The following is a 22,791-nucleotide window of genomic DNA, read 5'->3' as shown; positions in this document are numbered from 1 at the left end:
GGTCAGCGGGCGCCGGCGAGCTCCCGTTCGCGCGCGGCGACGGGGTGGGTGGAGGGCACGGTGATGACCGTGAACAACTTCTCCAGCGCGGACTCGACGTCGGCCTTCCACCCCGACCCGGAACGCAGCTCGTAGCGCAGGCGCGGGTAGCGGGGGTGGGGGGCGACGGGGACGAAGCCGACCGCCTCGGCGAAACCGGCGGGGATGAGGCAACGGGGGACTCCCGCGTCCAGCAGATCCGCGACGATGTCGTCCGCCCGCTCGTCCCCGCCCGGTTCTCCCCCGTTCGGTGCCTCCCCGCTCGGTTCGTCCCCCGGCAGCGCCCCCTCCACCCGCCCGAAGACCTCGATGGCCCGTACCCCGCGGCGGGTGAGATCGGCGACGACCCCGTTCATCAGGTACCGGCCGAGGCCCTGACCGGTGTGCTCGGGGGAGATCCGGGCGGCGGTGAGCAGGACCGCATCGGGGGAGACCGGGGCGGTGGGGAACGCGGCGGCGCCGGGGACCGCAGTGGGCGGGGCGTACAGCGCGAAGCCCACCGCCTCCCCGTCGACGGTGACGATCTGGCCGGCCGATCCCCAGGTCAGCATGACCCCGGAGAGCCAGACCTCCTTCTCGAACCCGGCCTGGCCCAGCGCCGCGGCCGCGTCGACCGCGTCGGCCGGCAGCTCCCACTGGACGCAGGACCGGCAGCGCTCGGGGAGGAGCCCGACGGTGGACATGGAGAGCGGGACCAGTGCGCGCGTCACCCGATGCGTCCCCGATCTCATGTCCGTCAGCCGGGCCCGACCACCGTGCGGACCGCGATCCAGGATAGGTGGTGGCCGCCCGGCACCGGCTCGGCCCGACCGTGGGCATCGTCGCACCGGTGTCCGACCGCGGGCGGCGGGTCCGCGCCCGCTCGGGCCCGGCTCACCCGGCCCGACAGGGCCACGGCGCTAGCATGTGCGCGACCCGCCTCCGAGTCCGTCCCCACCCCGCTGCCGCCGTCCTCCTGGTGGCCCGGGCCACCGGGACCGCCGCGCCGCGGAGGCAGCCGCCGCGAGAGGACGTCATGACGGGCAACAGCCTGGACCCGCACCTGAACCGGTACGCGCGCCGCACCGAGGGCATGCGGGCCTCGGCCATCCGCGCCCTCTTCGCCGTGGCCAGCCGGCCAGAGGTGGTCTCCCTGGCCGGCGGGATGCCCTACTTGAACTCGCTGCCGCTCGGGATGCTGGGCCAGGACGTCAACCAGCTCGTCGCCGAGGAGGGCCTGACCGCCCTGCAGTACGGCTCGGGGCAGGGGATCCTGGCCCTGCGCGAGCAGATCTGCGAGGTCATGGCCCTGGAGGGCATCCAGGCCCACCCGGACGACGTGGTGGTCACCGTGGGGTCGCAGATGGCCCTGGATCTGGTGACCCGGATCTTCTGCGACCCGGGCGACGTCATCCTCGCCGAGGCACCGTCCTACGTCGGGGCGCTGGGCACCTTCGCGGCCTACCAGGCGCAGGTGGTGCACGTGGCCATGGACGCGGACGGACTGATCCCGGAGGCGCTGACCGCGGCCATCGCGAGCTGTCGGGCGGCCGGCCGACGGATCAAGCTGCTGTACACGATCCCCAACTTCCACAACCCGGCCGGCGTGACCCTGTCCGACGAACGACGCGGCGTCATCGCCCGTATCTGCCGCGACGAGGGCATCACCCTGCTGGAGGACAACCCGTACGGGCTCCTCGGTTTCGACGACGCCGTGCACCGGGCGATCCGCGCCGACGACCCGGACAACGTCATCTACCTGGGTTCGTTCTCCAAGACGTTCGCCCCCGGGCTGCGCGTCGGCTGGGTGCTGGCCCCGCACGCGGTGCGGGAGAAGCTGGTGCTGGCCAACGAGGCCGCCACGCTCAATCCGCCGGTGCTGAACCAGATGATCGTGTCGCGGTACCTGGCCACGTTCGACTGGATGGGGCAGATCAAGGCCTACCGGCAGACCTACGCGGAGCGGCGGGACGCCATCCTGGCCGCCCTGACCGAGTACATGCCCGCGGGAACCACGTGGACGACCCCCCAGGGTGGCTTCTACGTCTGGATCACCCTGCCGGAGGGCTTCGACAGCGCGTCGATGCTGGCCCGTGCCGTGTCCGCGCGGGTCGCGTACGTCCCGGGCACCGCGTTCTACGCCGACCAGCTCGGCAGTCGGCAGCTCCGGCTGTCCTACTGCTTCCCCACCCCCGAGCGCATCGAGGAGGGGGTGCGCAGGCTCGCCGGCGTGCTGAACGGTGAGCTCGATGTCATGCGGACCTTCGGAACCGGAGCCACCCGCGCCCTGGAGGGGCCGCAGTCGCCGGCCCCGAACACCGTCTGACCCCGCGCCCGGCCGGACCGTCCGCGCCCCGACCAGCTCACCTCCGATCTGCCGATCAGCGCCCCTCGCGGGCCGGAATGCGAGTACGGAATGTCCCAGCCCCACGTGATGGTCCTCGCCGGTGGCCTCACCCACGAGCGCGAGGTGTCCCTGCGTTCGGGATCGCGCATCGCCGAGGCGCTCCGCCGCCACGGCGTCGAGGTGACGATCCGCGATGCGGACGCACATCTGCTGCCGTGGATGGCCGAACACCGTCCCGACGCCGCGGTCATCGCGCTGCACGGCGGTCGGGGCGAGAACGGGGCCATCCAGAGCATTCTCGAGATGGCCCGGCTGCCCTACCTCGGAACCGATTCCAGCAACTGCCGTCTCGCCTGGAACAAGCCGACGGCCAAGGATCTCATCCACCGGGCGGGTCTGCCGACCCCGAAGTGGTTCACGTTGGCGCACGACACCTTTCGGGATCTGGGTGCCGGTGCGGTGATCGATCTGCTCGTCGGGCACCTCGGCCTACCGATCATGGTGAAACCGCACAACGGCGGGTCCGCCCTCGGCGCGGTGGCCGTGCACGATGCCGCCGACATGCCGGCGGCGTTCGTCTCCGCGTTCGCGTACGGCGACGTCGTCGTCGTCGAGCAGTTCGTCCCCGGTACGGAACTGGCCATCACCGTCGTCGAGGACGAGAACGGGCCCCGGGCGCTGCCCGCGGTGGAGATTGTGCCCACCAGCGGGGTCTTCGACTACGAGGCCCGGTACACCGCCGGCTTCACCACGTATCACACCCCGGCCCGCGTCTCCGACGAGATCGCCGGTCAGGCCGCCGATCTCGCCCTGGCCGCGCACCGGCTGCTCGGTCTGCGCGACTTCTCCCGGACCGATGCGATCGTCGACGCCGCGGGGGTGGTCCAGTTCCTCGAGGTCAACGTCTCACCGGGGCTGACCGAGACGTCGCTGTTGCCGATGGCGGTCCAGGAAGCGGGCCTGGAACTGGGTGCTGTGTACCGGGACCTCGTGCTCCGCGCCATCGGGCGCGACTCGGCCGCAACCGGCTGACCGTCCGTCTCACGTCGGGCAGGGCTGATCGGACCCCCGGAGGCGACGCCTCCCGGGGGTCCGATCGTTCGTCACCGTGACGAAGAGGCGCCAGGTCCACCTCAGCGAGCTCGAGGCGGGTCAGGCGCCCGTGTCGGTGCGTTGGCCGTGACCGGCTGCGACGGTGGGCGCCATGACCGCCAGGATGCGGGAGAGATCCTCACCGGTGGCGAACTCGACGACGATGCGCCCCTTGGCCTTGCCCATCTCGACCCGTACCCGGGTCTCGAACGTGTCGGACAGATCGCTGGCCAGCTCCGGCAGTCCGGGCACGGCCCGGCGTGCCGGGGTGGATCGCCGGCGCACGGTCCCCCGACCCAGCAGCAGGGTGACCGCCTCCTCGGTGCCGCGCACCGACAGGCCCTCGGCGACGATGCGGGCGGCGAGCAGTTCCTGGTCGTCCGCGTCCGGCAGGGACAGCAGGGCCCGCGCGTGACCGGCGGACAGCACCCCGGCGGCCACACGTCGCTGCACGGCGACGGGCAGACGGAGCAGTCGGATCGTGTTGGAGATGACGGGCCGACTGCGACCCAACCGGGTGGCCAGCTCGTCCTGGGTGACGTCGAACTCCTCGAGCAGCTGCTGGTAGGCCGCCGCTTCCTCGAGGGGGTTGAGGTTGGCCCGGTGGATGTTCTCCAGCAGGGCGTCGCGCAGCAGGGCGGAGTCCTCGGTGCGCCGCACGATGGCCGGGATGACGGCCAGTCCGGCCTGTTGCGCCGCCCGCCACCGCCGCTCGCCCATCACGAGCTCGTAGCCGCCGTCCACGGGGCGGACGACCACCGGCTGCAGCAGGCCGAACTCCCGGACCGAGTGGGCCAGTTCCTCGAGCGCCTCCTCGTCGAACGCCGCCCGCGGGTTGCGGGGGTTCGGCCGGATGTCGCCGACGGCCACCTCGCGGTACTGGGGGCCGTCGGTGTCCGTTCCCGCGGGCGACGTCACCTCGTCCGGGTTCGACACCGGCGCGTCGGCCGGGGACGCGGCAGCAGCGTCGCGGCTCCGTGAGCTGTCCGCGTCGGTGCGCCGACCCGAGGTACCCCGGGGCGCTGCCGCACGGGCAGGCGCGTCGTCGACCGGTGTGGTGCGGGACGGGGTCTTCCGCGGGTTGCGTGCCGGCGTCTCGACGGTCCGGTCCAGCGCGTCGGCCACGGTGCGCCGCTTGCTGGCGGCCCGAGAAGCATTGCTCTGCTTCGGTTCTCGATCCTGGGCGGGGCGGTCGAGGGTCGTCGTGCCCGCCGTACCGGAACCGCTCATGAACACGTCGGAGACCGTGTTGGTGCTCGGACCGGTGGGGATGAGCGCGGCCAGGCCCCGCCCGAGGCCACCGCGGGTCTTGGGGGTCATGCGATCTCCTTCGTTCCGCGCTCGGCGATCTCGCGAGCGGCGTCCAGATAGCTCAGGGCTCCACGGGAGCCGGGGTCGTAGGTCATGACGGACTGGCTGTATCCCGGAGCCTCGGAGACTTTCACCGACCGGGGGATGTTGGTGGTCAGCACCTTGTCGCCGAAGTGGCTGCGCACTTCCGCGGCGACCTGCTCGGCCAGTCGGGTCCGGGAGTCGTACATGGTGAGCAGGATCGTGGACACCAGCAGACCGGGGTTGAGGTGCTGCTTCACCAAATCGATGTTGCGCAACAGCTGACCGAGGCCTTCCAGTGCGTAGTACTCGCACTGGATCGGGATGAGGACCTCCTGGGTGGCCGTCATGGCGTTCACCGTGAGCAGGCCGAGTGAGGGCGGGCAGTCGATGAGGACGTAGTCGTACTCGGCCGGGATCGCCTCGATGGCCATCTTGAGCCGGTTCTCCCTGTTCTCCATCCCGACGAGCTCGATCTCGGCGCCGGCCAGGTCGATGGTCGCGGGGATGACCCCGAGCCGGGGGGCGTCGGGGCAGGTCTGGATGGCCTCCGCCGCGGTGAGCTCGCCCAGGAGCACGTCGTACGACGATGGCGTGCCCGATGTCCGTTCGATGCCCAGGGCCGTACTCGCATTGCCCTGCGGGTCGAGATCGATGACGAGCACGTGCAGCCCGGAGAGAGCCAGGGCGACCCCGATGTTCACCGTGGTGGTGGTCTTGCCCACCCCACCCTTCTGGTTCGCCACCGAGAAGATGCGGCGGTGCCGCGGGCGGGGCATGGTCAGGTGACCGCTCCGCATCTCGACCGCCCGGCGGGCCGCCTGCCCGATGGGGCTCTCGTCGGGTGAGACACCCGGGGGAAGATCGACATCCACGGTCATGCAGGCCTCCGTCCATGAGTTGCCGCGTCGCGACGATGACGCCGGCAACCGTTCGGACCTTACGGGTTGACCGTCCGAGTACTCGCCGGAGCTCGCCGGTGTCGGCGGCTTTCTCGGGCACCGCGGCGTGTCGGCGATCGGGGCCCTGCGTGTCGCGAGATCGCCCTGTCCACCTCTGGGCAACCGCACCCCGACCACGTGGCCGCCCGGACAGAGGCTGCACAGTCAAGGCTCGACCGCCACCCCGACCGACGTGGTCACTGTGTTTCACGTGGAACATGGGAGCGCTGGACCCATGAGGAGGAACAAGGACCCCGGTGTGGTCCGGCCCAATCAGAAGGGCACGCGAGGCCAGGCGATCAGTCCTCAGCCGGCCCTCTGTGTTCCACGTGGAACGTCCGTCTGGATCCGATCTCACCACGGGGCGCTGACGCAGCGACGACCTCCATGACGGGCGATGGTGCAGCTCCGATCCTGGGGGATGACCCCGGTTCTCGAGCTGGAGCCCTGTGCGTCTGGTCGATGGTCAATTGTGCAGCCCCATCACGATGTTTCACGTGGAACATGGGCTCGGCAATCTCTTCCGGAGCGCGACGTCGGGCGTCAGCGTTTCCGACCCGAAGGCACGCTGTCCGAGATCGCCCCGCGAGATTCGCAGAACTACCCGCCGCCGTGCCGAGAAGGATCGGGAATCGGTCGGCGCTTGGTGTCCACATCACGGCCACCCTCATCACCGATCGCGGATCGGAGCATCCCGCCGGTATCGCCGCGCGGAGGCGGAGCGGTCTTGGACGCCTGGCCTGTCTCACGTGAAACACCGGATCCGCGACCGCGCCTTCTCCTCGGCGCGGGGACAACGGTCCCGGGCTGTCCCGGGCGTTCCCTGAACACCTGGCTCCGGGGGGAGGAGCCACTGCTCGGATCGGCCGCCCTGGCGGCTTTCGTTCCAGCCGACCTCGGCAGCCAGCCGTCGGTTCTCGACGACGGGGTGAACAGTGACAATCCCCCGGTGTCGCGGAGTTGCGCTCTCTGCATCCGGCCGGCCCAACGCTCCCGCCTCGGTTCTGGGTGCTCACACCCCGGGGGCAGTCCTCGCACGCTGCCCATCGGAGAGAGGACCCGTGTTTCACGTGAAACACCACTGGTGGTGCTGAACAGGAACCGTGGTGCTCGCTGCGGGGATCCCCGCCCGGAGACTCACGGGCGCTCCAGGACGTCCGTGGGCTACCCGCCCCTCTCGTCGCAGGCTCTGCTCCCGTTCCCCATCAGACCTCGACACCAGGCCACCGGGCGCAGATCGGTGGTGCTTGCTCCCAGGTGGAGCTGCAGTCATCGAAAACGCGCGGATTCACGTGAAACAGCCGACTCGCCGGTCATCGAGCTCCGTCACCTGTCTGCTCCCGAAGACGTCCCGGTGGACCGGTGGGGTCCGGCCATCACTGACAGAGCCCGGGGATTGTGCACCCGCTGCCTACAGACCAGGGCCGCCCGGTGGCCAGCACGGCCGTTTTCGCGACCAGTTGCGCCGACATTCCGTGTCACTGCCGTCTTGGACCCCATACCGCGGCACAGAACGGGGCCACCGCGGGGGCATCACCCGGATCTCCTGACGCTCAGTTCCGCCGGCGAGGTGCCCCAGTGACAGCAGCGGGCATCTGCTGGCCGCCGGCTCCGATCTCCGAGCCAGGCGAGCACAGTGGATACCTGGGCCCGCCTGAGAACACTGGTCTCGCCCGCTCCTCGGACCTGCCAGCCCGTGGTCAGGCGACTCGAGCGCGTGTGCCCGCCCTCCCACACCGGATCCGCCGTTCGGAGCCGTCGGCGAACGGGTCGAGGTCCGAGCACCTTCGCCGACCAGCTGGCCACGCTCGTTCGGAGTCACGCGCAACCCATCTCCACCGCACGGAGACCGTCGAGCCACAGGTCGGTGCCGCGAGAGAGCCACAGAGTGGGTCCCGCCAGCCCGTACTCCCGCACGTGGGCCATCACGAGGGGAGGGTGCGGCATAACCGCCTGGTCGCGCGGTACTCCACCGTCCCACCCCACGTCGCGGCCCGGATCGGTACGACCGAAGTTCAGCCCTGCACCGCCGCACTGGGTCACGACCGGCCGAATGACCCATCACGAACGCGCGAGGTCGGGACGTCAACGGAGTGCTTCCGACCGGGGGTTGGAGACTGGGGTCGTCTCGGCCTGTCGATGATCGACCTCCGGCCGGCCGTCCACGGTCTTTCGATCGCGCAGTGGTCTCTCGCCGGCTCCCTTCTGCGGTCACCCACCCGCCTGTTCGGACGAGTCAGGCTGCCGTGGGAGGGAAGGTCTGTCAGCCGCTCTCTGCCCCTCGCCCTGGCCGACGACTGATGCTGCCCGGCGCGTGGTCTCAGGTGTACCAGGGTCCTCAGGTGAGATCCTGCCGGTCCCCCCTCGTGTGGTCTGCGGTACCGGCTCACCCGGCAGGCCCCAGCCGGCCCCGGGGGGTGAGCCCGAACCCGTCATCTGCTGCGCGACGGACGGCGGCAGCCTGGTTGCAGACGCCGACCGCCGTTCTGTCCGAGGGCCGGCCCTCGTTGAATCGCCGACGGATGGATCACCCGGCCATGGATGGCGGGCGTCTCCTCTGCACCGTGGACCACGGAAAATGGACACAGCCCAGTCCTCGAGGTGGGTGCACCCGAGGATCGGGACACCCACGTCCGCCGCACCGCCCCGGGCGGGGCAGCCTCTGGCAGTCGAATCCCGACGACCCCGCCGACGCCGACGTCGCCTGGTCGGTGCTGGGGCCGACCCGCACCTGGCGTGCGTAGCCGGATCGGGCTACCGAACCGGGTCAGTCACGTCCTCCCACCACCTGCCGTTCCGTCGGGCGCCGTCGAGCCCGGACGGGATTCGCAGGATGCCTCACCGGAACCTGCCGAGACCCGAGGCTGCCCTCTCCAGAAAGGCTCAGGCCGGAACCGAGCGAGCCTGGCCGTCACCGATGGATCAGAGCCGGCCGGTGAACCGCGCTCCCACTCATGACTGCGGTCCGCGGCCACCTGCCGGAGCCCAGCCAGCCCTCCCACCCACCTCCTGCCATTTCTGTCACGCCCCGGCGGGCTCCATCGGCGCCGAGTCACGTGGTCTGATGTCCCCCAGGATGGGCACCATGGGAGCGGGGGACGAAGGTCCGGGCCGCCGGGGGACCCCCGTTGCCGTCGCATCCGCGTCTGACTGTCACCGTGACGTATTGGGTGCTGGTCTCCGGTCATCGGTAGCTTCGTCTGATCGTACTTCCGCGTCCCTGTGGGCATGTCATGCTCTCCACCGTCGGAAGCTGTTGCACTGCAGCGTTTCTCGGATCTGACCGAGCGGAAGTGAGTTGACGAGCCCAATGGACCCGCCGAACGGGGCAGAGAGCTCCGATCCACGTACCTTCCATCGGCTGGATCCTGACGAAACAGCACGACGCGATCCAGAAGTGCGCCTGAGCCGGCGCACCTCCGCAACGAGAATACGATCGGAGCTCGGCCCGTTCCCTCTCCACCGACGCATTACACCGACCATCGTGACCCTGCGGCCGGTGGAGGTGATCCAGCGCATCCCGGCAGCGAGGCCGGCGACCTCGTCCCGCCGGCCGGCCCGATCCGACGCTCGACACCTGGCTGAGATCGCAGGTGGGGCTCCTGAGGTCCGACCCAGCCCTGCCCTGGACTCGGCCGGGGCGACATCGACGGATGGTCCGGTATGTGCCGGCGGTGTGCGGGGTGCGGCTCGCCCGCCACGACCCGACCCGCCTGCGGACACCTCGAGCAACCCCGGCGTCAGGAGCCGCCCGTCGTTGTCGGTTCACCGGCGGAGCATCCCGTCGTCCCCCGGTGGGTGGTCCGGCGGCCGGCTCCGCCCAGTCCGACGTCGATCCGCGGCGACAGCGGGACGACGTCCGCACCGTCGACGCGCGTCCCCTCCCGCCGGGCGCGCGTCGGCGAGACCACGACGTCCGTCCCGCCGCCCCCCGTCCACACCGCCGCCCATCCGCAGAGTGACCGTTGCCCGCAAGTGGGTCGAACTGAGGTGCCGCCGCTCGTGCCACCCGCCGACGCCGGCGGCGGAACATCGCGCACGGCGCTGGGCCGGGCCACCGACCACTCACCCCTGATGACCAGAGTGGAACCCGTGAGAGGCAACGGGTTTCCCACGGAGCCCCCGTGTCCACGGCCGGCCCCACGGTTCTCGCCCTCACCGGCTCCCCGTTCGGACGACGCATTGGCCCACACGGCGACCGTCCCGGTGCGGTCAACACGGGACAGGGGAGTCCCCGCAGGGAACGCGGCCACGACGCCGACGTGCCCCCCATGAGGGACCCCGGTTCGGCCGCAGACCGGTTCCTTCGCCGACCTGGGCGCGAGTACCACCGGGCGCAAGCACCCCGGAAGTCGGACACCGGCACGGGCCCTCCGCGGACGGCCCCCGGGCGGTCGAGCGGAATCCCGGTCCATTGTCGCGCTGGACGGTCGAGAATGCCCTGCTACCCGTCCTTCTCCGGTGAGTGATCACGAGATCAGATGCACCGGGGACGGTCTCGCAGAAGCCTGAACGGACCCGCGGGCCCCTCGTGGGAGCGCGTCGGTGCGGTTGCGCGCCGAGCCGCATCCGGGTCGGCCCCGACGCCACCCGGGGCGGCAGGCGGCGGGCCAGCGGAATCGGTCAGGGGCGGCGGGTCCCGCGCCCCGCGCCGCGCCGACCCTGGGCCACGCGCTCCATCCGGCCGTGCACCACGAGGGTGGGGGGATCGACGATGTCGAGGCCGACCGTGCGCACTCGGAGATCGGCGATACCGGTGCGCCCGACGGCACTGCGGTCACGGTCGATCTCCTCCGCGGCGGACGATCCCTTCAGGGCCATCAGCTCTCCGCCGAGCCGCAGCAACGGCGCCGACCAGGTCGCCAGTTTCGCCAACGGGGCGACCGCGCGGGAGGTCACCACGTCGGCACCACCGCACGCGTCGATCACCTCGTCGGCCCGCCCGCGGATCACCGTGCAGCGGTCCAGACCCAGCTCCTCGACGACCTCGGTGAGGAACTGCACGCGCCGGGCCAGCGGCTCGACCAGGACGACCCGGCAGGTCGGGTGGGCGAGCACGAGCGGGATGCCGGGCAATCCGGCGCCGCTGCCGATGTCCACCACGACGGCACCGTCGGGCACCATCTCGGCCAGGACGGCGGAGTTCAGGACGTGGCGGCTCCACAGCCGGTCCGGCTCGCGCGGGCCGATCAACCCGCGGATCACGCCCTCCGTGGCCAGCAGCTCCACGTACCGGCGGGCCAGCTCGAGACGCTCACCGAAGACGGCTGCCGCGGCCGACGGTTCGACCTCGATCCGCGCGCCGGACGGATGCGCGTCCCCAGACTCCGGCGCATCCCCGACCGGCGCGGGGGCGGACGCCGGCTCGTGCTCGGTCAGGACGCCGGGCTGACGACGACCCGACGCCGCGGCTCCTCGCCCTCGCTGGAGGACGTCGCGCCCTCGACCAAGCCGACGGCGTCGTGCACGATCTTGCGTTCGAACGGATTCATCGGCGACAGCTTCTGGACCTCACCGCTGGCGATGACCTCCTCGGCCGCCTTGCGGCCGACCTCGGCAAGCTCCGACCGCCGGCGGGCCCGGTATCCGGCGATGTCGAGCATCAGCCGGGACCGCTGACCGGTCTCGGCCAGAGCGGCCAACCGGGTCAACTCCTGCAGCGCGTCCAGGACCTCCCCGCGCTCGCCGACCAACCGGTCGACGTCCCCGCCGCCCAGGATCGACACCACGGCGCGCTCACCCTCGACGTCCAGGTCGATGTCGCCGTCGAAATCGAGGATGTCGAGCAGACGCTCCAAGTAGTCGCCGGCGGCGTCGCCCTCGGCCACCAACAGGTCATGGGCGGACTCGGCGGAGCGGCGGCCGCCGGCGGGAGCCGTCGACGAACCGTCCGCGCTCTCCCCGCCGGCCATGTCCCCATCGGGGCCGGCGTCGACGGAGACCGACTGCGCATTCTCGTCGTCGACAGCCGAGACCTCGGACGCCCGATCGGTGCCGACCGCCGTCCCGTCGTCCTCGATGACGGCAGTTCCGGGGGTTGCGGTGTTCTCACTCATGTCTGCTTCTTTCCTCTGGGCTGCACGACTCTGGGCACCTGCAGCACGACGACGGCACAGTGGAACGGTCGACCGACCCGAGCGGCTGGGACCGTGCACACGGCGACGGCGTCAGCGCCTGCCGGACTTCTTCCGGCTCCGCGGGTTGCGCCCGGCGCCGCCGCCGGGGGCGGAGCCCTTGCTCGGTCGCGAACCGGGCCGCGGTCGCGCCACGTCGGACGACGTCGCGGGAGCGACCGGGGAGGCACCGTCGGTCGGAGACGGGGTCTTGCCCAGATCGACCGGGCTGCCGTTCTTGCCGAGATCCACCTTCGCCGACGGCGTCACGGCCGAGGCCGGAGTGCTCGACGGCCCCCCGTTCAGCGACTTGGCGCCGGGACGGGCGCCGGGCTTCGGGGTGCTGAACTTCGCCGCGATCTTGGCCTCCTCGACGACCAGTCCCTCCTGGACCTTCTTGCGGTCCTGGAGGCGGTGCGCCACGTACAGCTGCCCGAAGGTCCACGAGTTGTTGGCCAGCCAGTAGAACAGGATCGCGATGGGGAAGAACGGACCACCCATGATCACGAACAGCGGGAACAGCCACAGCATCAGCTTGTTCATGATCGCCGACTGCGGGTTCGCCGCGGCGTCCGGGTTCAGCATCGCCTGCCGGGCGACCGAGCGGCGACTGGTGAGGTGGGTGGCGATGCCGGCCAGGATGGTCAGTGGGATGCCCCAGGTGATGATCGCCTGGCGGACGCCCTCGAGGAACGCCAGCTGACCCGGATCCATCGTCATCGAGCCGATGAGGGAGGCACCGCCCGGCAACTTGGCGTGACCGAAGAGCTCCACGTCGCTGCGGCCGAAGAAGTAGACGTTGTCGCGGAACGTCCAGCCCCCCGCACCGTCGGGGATGGGCTGGAACATGCGCAACACGTGGAACAGGCCGATGAAGACGGGCGCCTGGACGAGCAGCGGCAGACAGGAGGCCAGCGGGTTGACCCCCGCCTCCTTGTTCAGCTTCATCATCTCTTCGGTGAGACGGGGCTTGTCGTCCTTGTACTTCTCCCGGAGCTTCTTCATCTCCGGCTGGACGGCCTGCATCTTGAGCTGGCTGTCCATCTGCTTCATGAACGGCTTGAACATGATGGCGCGGAGGGTGAAGACCAGGAAGATGATCGACAGCACCCACGCCAGAGCGTTGCTCTCACCCAGGAACGACCCGAAGACCTTGTGCCAGAGCCACATGATCCCGGAGACCGGGTAGTAGATGTAGTCCAGCGAGAAGAAGTTGAAACTCACGCGGCAGGTCTCCCCGAGCTCGACGGGCCGGTCCGGGGGGATCGGTCGTCATGGGTGATGGCGGACAGGTCGGACTGGTCGCGCTGGTGGTGCTCGGTACCGGCCCCGGAGGGCGCGCCCTGGGGAGAACTCCCCGCGAGCCCGCCGCGTTCCCGTTGCCGCTCCGACGTCTGGTCCTGGTGCTTCCGCCACCGATTCTGCCCTCGCCAGGACAGATCCGCGGGCGGCACGTGGTCGACGCCGCCCGTCGACCACGGATTGCACCGGCCCAACCGACGGGCGGTGAGCCACAGGCCGCGGGCCGCACCGTGCCGACGGAGTGCGGTGACCCCGTAGGCACTGCAGCACGGGTAGTAGCGGCAGCTCGGCGGGCTGTACGGGGAGATGAACCGCTGGTAGCCCCGGATCGGCTGCACGAGCAACCAGGCGACCGGCCCGGTCATCGCACCGACGTCCGGGCGATCCCGGCCTTGCGGGCCGCGGCCCGGACGGCCGACCGCAGATCGTCCCGCAGCTCGGCGGACTCGACGGTGGCCGCCGGCGCCAGCGCCCGCACCACCACATCCGTGCCGGCGGGCAACGATCCGAGCTCCTCGCGGAGCACCGGTCGCAGGCGACGGGTGATGCGGTGACGCACCACCGCGTTGCCGATCTTCCCGGACACCACGAAACCGCCCCGTGCCGGACCGGCGACAACCGCCCCGGAGGGCGTGGCGTCGCCGATCGACGATGCGGGGCGGCTCAACAGGTGCACGACCAGTGACCGGCTCCCCACTCTGCGCCCACCCCGCATCACCGCGGAGAACTGCGCCGCGGTGTGCAGTCGGGACGGGGAGGGGAGCACGGTGCGATCCGAGGGATCAGGCGGACAGCTCGACGCGGCCCTTGCGACGACGGGCCGCCAGGATCGCGCGGCCGGCGCGGGTGTGCATCCGCAGGCGGAAGCCGTGGGTCTTCGCGCGCCGACGATTGTTCGGCTGGAAGGTGCGCTTGCTCATGAGTGTCTCCGAGGTCTGTCGTACGGGTGCTGCCTGAGGTGGTGCGACCGACGGGCGGGATGTCCCGGCCCTGCAGCGGCCGCGGACGGCCGCAGGACACACCCGAGGGCCGCCCTGACGATCACCGACGCCGTCCACCTCCGAGGACCACCGTGAGGAGGACAGCCGGAAGCGGCCGGAGCGCGCCGGACCGTCCCAGAGTACGGAGTCCGCCCGCGGAGGGTCAAACGGCGGCCGGGTGGTGCGGGACCGGCCCGACCGGGGCGGGCCCGCTGCGGACCGTCCCCGGGCAGGTCAGCAGGGGCGGGACACCCCACCCCACACGTCCGGAAATACCGCCCGACACGCCGGGGTACATCCTTGCGTGCCGGCCTCGCCTTGTGGGAAGGCCAGGAAAGTTGTTAGCGTCCCCGGCGCACCTCACCACGAATCGGGCACTCCGCCGCCGGTCGCTCGTCGACCCGTTGCAGCGAGTCGGTCGACCAGGGGCGCGGGGCGCTCCAACGGGTGAACGAAGCTTCTGACACCACCGGGGTCACCCGGGCACGACCACGCACGATCACGGGCCGCGTCGCCCGCCGGAACCACCGGGCCCGCGGGTCGGGGGTGGCCCGGGACGCGACGGGCACGATCGTCCGGCAGTACCGCACGGCATGATTCATCGGCACGGCACGACCACGCACCACGCGGACCGCCTCCAGGGTGATCCCCGTCCTGGGGCGCGAATCGTCGTCGTCCCAGTTGTCCACCCCTGTGGACAACTCCTGTGGACGGAAGTCCTACCATCGGCAACGAAGGGGGACCGCAAGTGGCGGTGGACACGCCCGGCGACCCACTCGGCCCGGTCTGGCGCACGGTGGTCGCCGATCTGTCACCCGGGCTGACCTCCCAGCAACGCGCATGGCTCTCGCTGACCTTCCCGCTCGGTCTGCTCGGCAACACCGCTCTGCTGGCGGCGCCGACCGACTTCGCGAAGGAGGCGATCGAGCGCACGCTGCGGGAACCCATCACCACCGCGCTGTCCGCCCGCCTCCAGCAGTCGATCAGCCTGGCCGTCACGGTGACCGACGCGGCCGCCCCCACCCGCCCCGAACCCCAGGACGCGCTGCCCCCCGTGGGCACCAACGGCTACCGGCCGGCGATGCCCGACGGGCTGCCCGGACCGTCCCTGGGTCGTGACGACCGCACCGACGAGGAGTCGGCCGACCCCCGCCCGATGCACGGCCGGGTCCCCGCGGTCGGTCGCGGGGTCGGTCCGACCGGCGCGCTGCCCGCGGACGACGACGACGAGGACGTCGACGAGGAGGCCGACGCCCTGGCCACCGTCACCGAGATCTGGCCGACCTATGCCGGGCGTCGGGGCGAGGCTCCGCGGCACCCGTCGCTGACCCGACTCAACGAGAAGTACACCTTCGAGACGTTCGTCATCGGGGCGTCCAATCGTTTCGCCCACGCCGCCGCCGTGGCGGTGTCGGAGGCGCCGGCGTTGGCCTACAACCCGCTCTTCATCTGGGGCGAGTCCGGACTGGGCAAGACGCACCTGCTGCACGGCATCGGTCACTACGCCCAACGGTTGTTCCCGGGGATGAAGGTCCGGTACGTCTCCAGCGAGGAGTTCACCAACGACTTCATCAACTCGCTGCGTGACGACCGCAAGGTGGCCTTCCAGCGGCGCTACCGCGACGTCGACGTCCTGCTGGTCGACGACATCCAGTTCCTGGAGGGCAAGGAAGGCACCCAGGAGGAGTTCTTCCACACCTTCAACACCCTCTACAACGCCAACAAGCAGATCGTCATCTCCTCCGACCGACCGCCCAAGCGCCTGGAGACCCTCGAGGACCGGATGCGGACGCGGTTCGAGTGGGGACTGACCACCGACATCCAGCCGCCCGAGCTGGAGACCCGGATCGCGATCCTCCGCAAGAAAGCCGCCATCGACCGGATGGACACCCCCGACGACGTGCTGGAGTTCATCGCCAGCCGCATCGAGCGGAACATCCGCGAGCTGGAGGGGGCCCTCATCCGGGTCACCGCGTTCGCGTCCCTGAACAAGCAGCCCGTCGACCTGTCCCTGGCCCAGATCGTGCTCCGTGATCTGATCCGCGATCCGGTCGCCAACGACATCGACGCGGCCACGATCATGGCCGTCACCGCCGAGTACTTCGGTGTCTCCCTGGACGAGTTGTGCGGCCCGGTGAAGACGAAGGCCCTGGCCTCCTCCCGACAGATCGCGATGTTCCTGTGCCGGGAGCTCACCGATCTGACCCTGCCCAAGATCGGCGCCACCTTCGGCGGGCGGGACCACACCACGGTCATGCACGCGGCCAAGAAGATCCGGGCCGAGATGGCCGAGCGTCGGCAGACCTACGACCACGTCCAGGAGCTGACCGCGCGCGTGCGCGAACGCGCCCGTCACTGACCTCCCGCCCCACGCCGCACCGTTCCCTGCCCACCCGTCCGGTGCGCCCGCAGAGTGCCGCCGGCCGGCTGTCTGCCGCCCCGCCCGCTGAGCGGCTGACCCGGTCCCGATGCATCCGCGGTGGTGGTCCGCTCGGCGGCCCGACGCCTGTCTCGGACAGGCCCCGCCCAGGCTCCGGCGCCCCATGACCGTCACCGATCGACGGACGCACCCGGGTCCGCGGTCCACCGCCGTCACCCGGTGTGCCACCGATTCACCCGACCTGGCGGCGTCCCCAGCCTCGATCACCGATCGAGTCACCCGCAGTTCTTATGCAGGCACCGAGAGTAGCGAAATCACCGTCGATCACGACCTTGCGCGGCGATCTCCGTCGATCATGCACAGGCTGTGGACAACTGTGTGGAAGAACGGGGTACTCCCGGGGGACAACCCGACGGGGCCCGATCCTGTCCCGGACGGCCCGAGATGGGCCCTGTGGTGTCCCCAGTCCGTCCCGGACGACGCCACGCCTGCCCGCCTGCACCGACAGGGGTCCGTCCACACAACCCACACCGCCTACTGCTGTTACTGGTAGTTCTCCATCAGGAGAGCTTCTCTTCAGTACCGCTGGGGACAGGTGCGCAGGAGCCCGGTGGACAGCTCGCGAACCTGCCCACCGTCCCCGCCCGAGCTCGAAGACCGGCGTCGAGGACGGACGAATGACAAGCCTGGACCCGATGGTGCGTCCGGGGCGTCGAGGTCGTACGGTGGGACGCCCGAGCCCCCTGTCATGGGATTCGGGCGCGGCCCGTCATCCGGGGGATCGGCCGCGCACCGGTCCGTCCCCGCACGCGGTTGCACCGGCTCTGTCCGCTGCGCGGCGCCCGATGTTCCTGAAAGGCCGTCGATGAAGTTCCGTGTCGCCCGTGAGGACCTGGCCGACGCCGTGGCGTGGGTGGCCAAGTCGCTGCCGGCCCGGCCGCCGGTCCCCGTCCTGGGTGGGATCCTGCTGCAGGTCACCGGCTCTACCCTGACCGTGGCCGGGTTCGACTACGAGGTCTCGACCCGCGCCGAGGTCACCGTCGACACCACCACCGATGACGATGCCGACAGCCGCGTGCTGGTCTCGGGACGACTGCTCGCCGAGATCACCCGGGCACTCCCGGCCAAGCCGGTCGACATCTCGGTCGACGGGTCCCGGGTCAGCATCGTCGGCGGGACCGCCCGCTTCACGCTGCCGACCATGCCGGTCGAGGACTATCCGCCGCTGCCCGAGATGCCGGCGTCCTCCGGCACGGTCGCGGCCGCCGCGTTCGCCGAGGCCGTCGCCCAGACGGCGGTCGCCGCCGGCCGCGACGACACGCTCCCCATGCTCACCGGGATCCGCCTGGAGATCGCCGGCGAGACACTGACCCTGGCCGCGACCGACCGGTTCCGGCTGGCCGTGCGCGAGCTCGCCTGGACCCCGGACACCCCGGACATGACGACCGCGGTACTGGTCCCGGCCCGCACGTTGGCCGACGCCGCCAAGACGATCGGCGCGGCCGGCCAGACGGTCACCGTCGCGCTCGGCGAGGGTCTGCTCGGCCTGCAGGCCGGCGGCCGCCGGACCACGGTCCGCCTGCTCGACGTCGAGTTCGTCAAGTTCCGGTCGCTCCTGCCGACGGCCCACACCACCACCGTCGACGTGCCGGTCAGCGAGCTCGGTGACTCGATCAAGCGGGTCGCGCTGGTCACCGATCGCGGTCACCACCTGCGCATGCAGGTGAGCGAGGGTGCGCTGACGCTGACCGCGGGCGGGGACGACGAGGGACGTGCCGAGGAGGCCATCCCGGTCGACGCCGACGGCGCGGAGCTGCTCATCGCGTTCAACCCCACCTATCTGCTCGACGGCCTCGGCGTGGTGCACTCCGACCGGGTGCGCCTCGCGTTCACCACGCCCTCGCGGCCGGCCCTGCTGCTACCGCTGCTCAAGCCGACCAAGGGTGCGGCGGACGGTTCCGGAGGCGAGGACCGGGCCCCCGAGGAGGCGCAGACCGATCCCGAGTACCGGTACCTGGTCATGCCCGCCCGCCTTCCGGGCTGAGCAACTCTCCGCTGTTGATCGACTACTGATTGTCATACACACTGGTGACGGCCGAGGACGTCCGTCACCAGGAGCGGGAGTTCCGCGATCGTGTCCCGACCGGACGGGATCCCGTCACCCGGGCGCCCGCCCCCGGTCGGCGTCCACGGGGACACTCCCGAACAGCACCGGACACAGCACGCCAGGCGATCACGACAAGCGGAGGACACCATGCAGATCGGACTCATCGGGCTCGGCAAGATGGGCGGCAACATGGCCGAGCGGCTCCGCCGCGACGGCCACGAGGTCATCGGCTACGACCGCAACCCCAGCTCCCCGCGTGACGTGGACAGCCTCGAGGCGCTCGTCGAGAAGCTCGAGCCGCCGCGGCTGGTGTGGGTCATGGTCCCGTCCGGTGAACCCACCCGGGCCACCGTCGCCGACCTCAACGGCGTGCTCTCCGGCGGCGACGTGGTCATCGACGGTGGCAACTCCCGCTACACCGACGACCAGGTGCACGGCGCCATGCTCCACGAGAAGGGCATCCGCTACATCGATGCCGGTGTCTCCGGTGGCGTGTGGGGCCTGACCGAGGGTTATGCGCTCATGGTGGGCGGGACCGAGGAGGCGGTGAAGATCGCCCAGCCGATCTTCGACTCGCTCAAGCCCGCCGGCGAGGGCGGCTTCGTGCACGCCGGGGCGGTCGGTGCCGGCCACTTCACCAAGATGGTCCACAACGGCATCGAGTACGGGATGATGCAGGCCTACGGCGAGGGCTACGAGCTGCTCAAGGCCGTCGACCTGGTCCAGAACGCCGACGCGGTGATGGCCTCCTGGCAGCAGGGCACGGTCATCCGTTCCTGGCTGCTCGACCTGCTGGTCCTGGCCCTGAAGGACGATCCCGGCCTGGAGGACATCCGTGGGTACGCCCAGGATTCCGGCGAGGGCCGGTGGACCATCGAGGCCGCCATCCAGAACGCCGTCCCGCTCCCCGTGATCACCGCCGCGCTCTTCGCCCGGTTCGCCTCCCGGCAGACCGAGTCTCCGGCGATGAAGGTCGTGGCGGCCCTGCGCAACCAGTTCGGCGGCCACGCCGTCGGCAAGGAAGGGACCAGCGGCACCATCCCGGTGAGCTGAACCCACGCCCCGGCCCGGTGAGCCCGGACCCTGACCCCGATCGGTTCGCGTGTTCGTTCGTTTCCTGTCCCTGGCGGACTACCGGTCCTGGCCGACCGCCGATCTGACCCTGGAACCGGGCATCACGGTGCTGGTCGGTCGGAACGGGGCCGGGAAGACCAACCTGGTGGAGGCCCTGGGCTATCTGGCCACCCTGTCCTCGCACCGTGTCGCCACCGACGTCCCGCTGATCGCCCGGGGCACCGAACGCGCCATCGTCCGGGCCGCCGTGATCTCGCAGGACCGCGAGCTGCTGCTCGAGGTCGAGATCGCGGCGGGCCGGGCGAACAAGGCCCGGATCAACCGGTCGCCGCTGCGCCGGACCCGGGATCTGCTGGGGGTGCTGCGGACCGTGCTGTTCGCCCCGGAGGACCTGGCGCTGGTCCGCGGCGATCCCGGCGAGCGGCGCCGGTACCTCGATGAATTGCTCGTCATGCGGGCTCCCCGGTTGGCCGGCACCCGCGCCGAGTACGACCGGATCCTCAAGCAGCGGAACGCCCTGCTGAAGTCGGCCGGGCCCAGCCGCCGTGGTCCGGCCCCGCCCACGCTGGACGTGTGGGACGAACACCTGGCCGCCGTCGGCGGGGAACTGCTGGAGGCGCGGGTCGCCCTGGTGGAGGAACTCCGGCCCTACGTGGTGCGGGCCTACCGTGCGCTGGCCGGGGATCCGGGTGCCGCCACCGTGGTCGACCTCGTCTACCGCCCGTCGGTGCCGACCCCCGAACCCACCCCGATCCAGGACCCCGGTCCGGACCCGGCGGACGTCGCAGATCCGGAGCTCGACCTCGCTCCGTCCGAGGGGCGGTCCGACTGGTCCGACGATCCCGAGGACGACCGTCCCCCGCCGGATGGTTCCCCGCCGGAGAACGGACCCACCGACGATCCGGTCACCGGACCCGGAGAGCCCGAACCGACCGGGCAGGGCGATCGGCCGGCGGCGGCTCCGACGGCCGACGCGGCCGCCTGGACGGCGGCGATGACCGCCGAGCTCGCCCGTAGACGGACGGCCGAACTCGATCGCGGGGTGTCCCTGGTGGGCCCGCACCGCGACGATCTGGAGATCGTCCTGGGTGGAGGGCCGGCGAAGGGGTTCGCCTCCCACGGGGAGTCCTGGTCGCTGGCCCTGGCCCTGCGGTTGGCCGCCTTCGGCCTGCTGCGGTCGGACGGGGTGGATCCGGTGCTCATCCTGGACGACGTCTTCGCCGAACTGGACAGCCGCCGCCGGGAGCGGCTGGCGCTGCTCATCGCCGACGCCGACCAGGTGCTCATCACCGCAGCGGTGACCGGTGACGTCCCGCCGTCCCTCGGCGGTCGGCAGATCTCCGTGGCCGACGGCACCATCACCCCGGTCGACCGGCCCGACCCGGGCTGAACCCACCACCCGGGACGGTGACGCTGTGAGAGAACGGCACCGGAGGACCGGGGCTGCGGACCATAGGCTCCCCCCGCGTCGCATCGACGCCACCGCCGCACGAAGAGAGCAGGACCCGGTGCCCCGACCGCTGACCCTGATGGCCGTCCACGCCCACCCCGACGACGAGGCCACGTCCACCGGTGGCGTGCTCGCCCGGTACTCGGCCGAGGGGGTGACCACGGTGCTGGTGACCTGCACCGACGGCGCCCTCGGCGACGCCGGGGCCGTCAAGCCCGGCCAGGACGGGCACCAGGGTGAGGCCGTCGTGGCGACGCGCGCCGCGGAACTGGCCGAGAGCTGTCGGATCCTGGGTATCACCCACGCCCACCAGCTGGGCTTCCACGACTCCGGGATGATGGGCTGGCCGCAGAACGACCTGCCCGGGTCCTTCTGGTCGACCCCGATCGACGGCCCGACGGAGCAGTTGGCCCGGCTGATCGAGCAGTACCGGCCGGATGTCGTGGTCACCTACGACGCGAACGGCTTCTACGGCCATCCCGACCACATCCAGGCCCACCGGATCACCGTCGAGGCGTTGCGCCGCACCGGGTCCGACGCACGGCTGTTCTTCTCGACCATCCGGCGCAGCACCATGGAGGAGTTCCGGCGGCGGATGGTCGAGGGTGGCATGGAGATCCCCGACGACGACGCGTCGGACGCACCCGAGACCCCGCCGATGGGTGTGCCGGACGACGAGATCGCCGCCGACGTCGACTGCACCCCGTTCGCGCAGCAGAAGTTCGACGCCCTGGCCGCCCACGCCAGCCAGGTGGAGAACATCTTCTTCCTGCGGCTGCCGATGGACGTCTTCACCGCGGCCATGGGTCGGGAGACCTTCGTCCGCGCCGACGTGCCGCGTCCGGAACGGGTGGAGTCCGACCTGTTCGCGGGTCTGCGCGACTGACCGCGACCGGCCGGTGGGCTCCGGACGGTGACTCCTCGACCGGCGGGACGGTGTGCCGGAGGACACCCGGTGAGGAGAACAATGGGGGGATGACCGAACCGGACCGTCCCCGACGTCCCCGCCGGTCCGACGGCGGACCACCTCCGGGGCCGGGGGTGACGGCCGCGTCCGCCGCGCCGCCGGCGGGCTCCCCGTCGGCAGCACCGGCATCGTCGGCGGCATCGTCGGCGGCGGCGCCGGCATCCACCGGGGGGCGCGGCGCCGATCTGGCCCGGGACGCCCTGGCCGCCGCCCGGGACGCCAACGCGGCCAAACGCCGGGCGGCCGGCCGCAACCCGCTGATCCGCACCGGTGGTTCCGTCGCCGGCCGTCGGCGTCGCCGCTGGTCGGGGTCCGGTCCGGACTCCCGCGACCCGCAGCCGCTCGCGGCCACCATCCGCAGCTGGGTCGCCCAGGCCGGTGCCGCCGCCGATCTCACCCGGGCCCAGATCTTCGGCCGCTGGCCCCAGGTGGTGGGCGAGGACGTCGCCGAGCACTGCACCCCGGTCTCCCTCACCGACGGTGAACTCGTCGTGCAGGCCGAGTCGACCGCCTGGGCCACGCAGATCCGCATGCTCGCGCCCCAGTTGGTCCGGCGCATCAACACCGAGCTCGGTGAACGGGTGGTCACCCGCATCCGGGCCCGCGGCCCGGCCGGACCGAGCTGGCGGTTCGGTCCGCGGCACGTGCCGGGTCGCGGTCCCCGCGACACCTACGGCTGATCCGGGGA

16 protein-coding genes and 1 pseudogene are annotated in these 22,791 nt (G+C 71.3%); 8 read left to right on the top strand and 9 right to left on the bottom strand.

The genetic code is table 11. From position 1 onward, the window contains the following. Positions 1–2: 2 nt before the first annotated feature. The gene (locus J2S58_RS11925) at positions 3–749 is read right to left on the bottom strand and encodes a GNAT family N-acetyltransferase (protein WP_205256904.1); all 747 of its coding nucleotides are present in this window, start codon (positions 747–749) and stop codon (positions 3–5) included. Between the two features lie 305 nt (positions 750–1,054). On the opposite strand from J2S58_RS11925, the gene J2S58_RS11920 reads away from it, so the two are divergent. Together J2S58_RS11920 and J2S58_RS11915 are read left to right on the top strand one after the other, a co-directional pair. Next, entirely contained in the window at positions 1,055–2,344 is a 1,290-nt protein-coding gene (locus J2S58_RS11920; RefSeq protein WP_205256905.1) for an aminotransferase-like domain-containing protein, read from the top strand. Between the two features lie 90 nt (positions 2,345–2,434). Next, positions 2,435–3,397, top strand: a complete 963-nt coding sequence (locus J2S58_RS11915) for a D-alanine--D-alanine ligase family protein (RefSeq protein WP_205256906.1) — start codon at positions 2,435–2,437, stop codon at positions 3,395–3,397. A 120-nt stretch (positions 3,398–3,517) separates the two neighbouring features. Here the strand turns inward: J2S58_RS11915 and J2S58_RS11910 are convergent, their stop codons facing one another. The 8 genes and pseudogenes from J2S58_RS11910 to rpmH form a co-directional block, all read right to left on the bottom strand. Next, a complete protein-coding gene (locus J2S58_RS11910; protein ID WP_240188866.1) occupies positions 3,518–4,777 on the bottom strand; it encodes a ParB/RepB/Spo0J family partition protein in 1,260 nt (419 codons plus the stop codon). Beyond that, on the bottom strand, positions 4,774–5,670 hold the full coding sequence (locus J2S58_RS11905) for an AAA family ATPase (protein ID WP_205256907.1): 897 nt from the start codon (positions 5,668–5,670) through the stop codon (positions 4,774–4,776). The genes J2S58_RS11910 and J2S58_RS11905 overlap by 4 nt, the downstream gene beginning before the upstream one ends. Before the next feature lie 4,683 nt (positions 5,671–10,353). Next, positions 10,354–11,025, bottom strand: a complete 672-nt coding sequence (gene rsmG, locus J2S58_RS11900) for a 16S rRNA (guanine(527)-N(7))-methyltransferase RsmG (protein WP_205256972.1) — start codon at positions 11,023–11,025, stop codon at positions 10,354–10,356. Between the two features lie 80 nt (positions 11,026–11,105). Further along, entirely contained in the window at positions 11,106–11,642 is a 537-nt protein-coding gene (locus tag J2S58_RS11895) for a Jag family protein (RefSeq protein WP_205256973.1), read from the bottom strand. Positions 11,643–11,897: 255 nt separating this feature from the next. Then, a complete protein-coding gene (gene yidC / locus J2S58_RS11890; RefSeq protein ID WP_205256908.1) occupies positions 11,898–13,067 on the bottom strand; it encodes a membrane protein insertase YidC in 1,170 nt (389 codons plus the stop codon). Between the two features lie 110 nt (positions 13,068–13,177). Continuing rightward, a pseudogene (gene yidD / locus J2S58_RS11885) lies at positions 13,178–13,510 on the bottom strand (membrane protein insertion efficiency factor YidD); the annotation flags it as partial. Beyond that, complete coding sequence (gene rnpA, locus J2S58_RS11880) at positions 13,507–13,911, bottom strand: ribonuclease P protein component (protein ID WP_205256910.1); 405 nt, start codon at positions 13,909–13,911, stop codon at positions 13,507–13,509. The gene rnpA and the pseudogene yidD, both read right to left, overlap by 4 nt. Positions 13,912–13,927: 16 nt before the next feature. Continuing rightward, positions 13,928–14,065 carry a 50S ribosomal protein L34 gene (rpmH, locus tag J2S58_RS11875; protein WP_205256911.1) on the bottom strand — a complete coding sequence of 46 codons (138 nt, stop codon included), beginning with the start codon at positions 14,063–14,065 and terminating at the stop codon, positions 13,928–13,930. An 814-nt stretch (positions 14,066–14,879) separates the two neighbouring features. Here rpmH and dnaA point away from each other — a divergent pair. The 6 genes from dnaA to J2S58_RS11845 all read left to right on the top strand — a co-directional run bounded on the left by dnaA (position 14,880) and on the right by J2S58_RS11845 (position 22,783). Continuing rightward, complete coding sequence (gene dnaA, locus J2S58_RS11870; RefSeq protein WP_205256974.1) at positions 14,880–16,484, top strand: chromosomal replication initiator protein DnaA; 1,605 nt, start codon at positions 14,880–14,882, stop codon at positions 16,482–16,484. 886 nt (positions 16,485–17,370) lie between these two features. Continuing rightward, entirely contained in the window at positions 17,371–18,549 is a 1,179-nt protein-coding gene (gene dnaN, locus J2S58_RS11865) for a DNA polymerase III subunit beta (protein WP_205256912.1), read from the top strand. Between the two features lie 108 nt (positions 18,550–18,657). Continuing rightward, positions 18,658–19,665 carry a phosphogluconate dehydrogenase (NAD(+)-dependent, decarboxylating) gene (gnd, locus tag J2S58_RS11860; RefSeq protein ID WP_370881869.1) on the top strand — a complete coding sequence of 336 codons (1,008 nt, stop codon included), beginning with the start codon at positions 18,658–18,660 and terminating at the stop codon, positions 19,663–19,665. Positions 19,666–19,714: 49 nt separating this feature from the next. After that, positions 19,715–21,076, top strand: coding sequence for a DNA replication/repair protein RecF (locus tag J2S58_RS11855; RefSeq protein ID WP_205256914.1), 1,362 nt, complete (start codon positions 19,715–19,717; stop codon positions 21,074–21,076). 139 nt (positions 21,077–21,215) lie between these two features. Beyond that, positions 21,216–22,022: a PIG-L family deacetylase gene (locus J2S58_RS11850; RefSeq protein ID WP_240188961.1), complete on the top strand. Its 807-nt coding sequence runs from the start codon at positions 21,216–21,218 to the stop codon at positions 22,020–22,022. Between the two features lie 155 nt (positions 22,023–22,177). Further along, positions 22,178–22,783, top strand: coding sequence for a DciA family protein (locus tag J2S58_RS11845; RefSeq protein WP_306828339.1), 606 nt, complete (start codon positions 22,178–22,180; stop codon positions 22,781–22,783). Positions 22,784–22,791: the final 8 nt, after the last annotated feature.

This window comes from Nakamurella flavida (genome assembly GCF_030811475.1).
GTDB lineage: Bacteria > Actinomycetota > Actinomycetes > Mycobacteriales > Nakamurellaceae > Nakamurella > Nakamurella flavida.
This window is presented reverse-complemented; position numbering and strand designations above follow the sequence as displayed.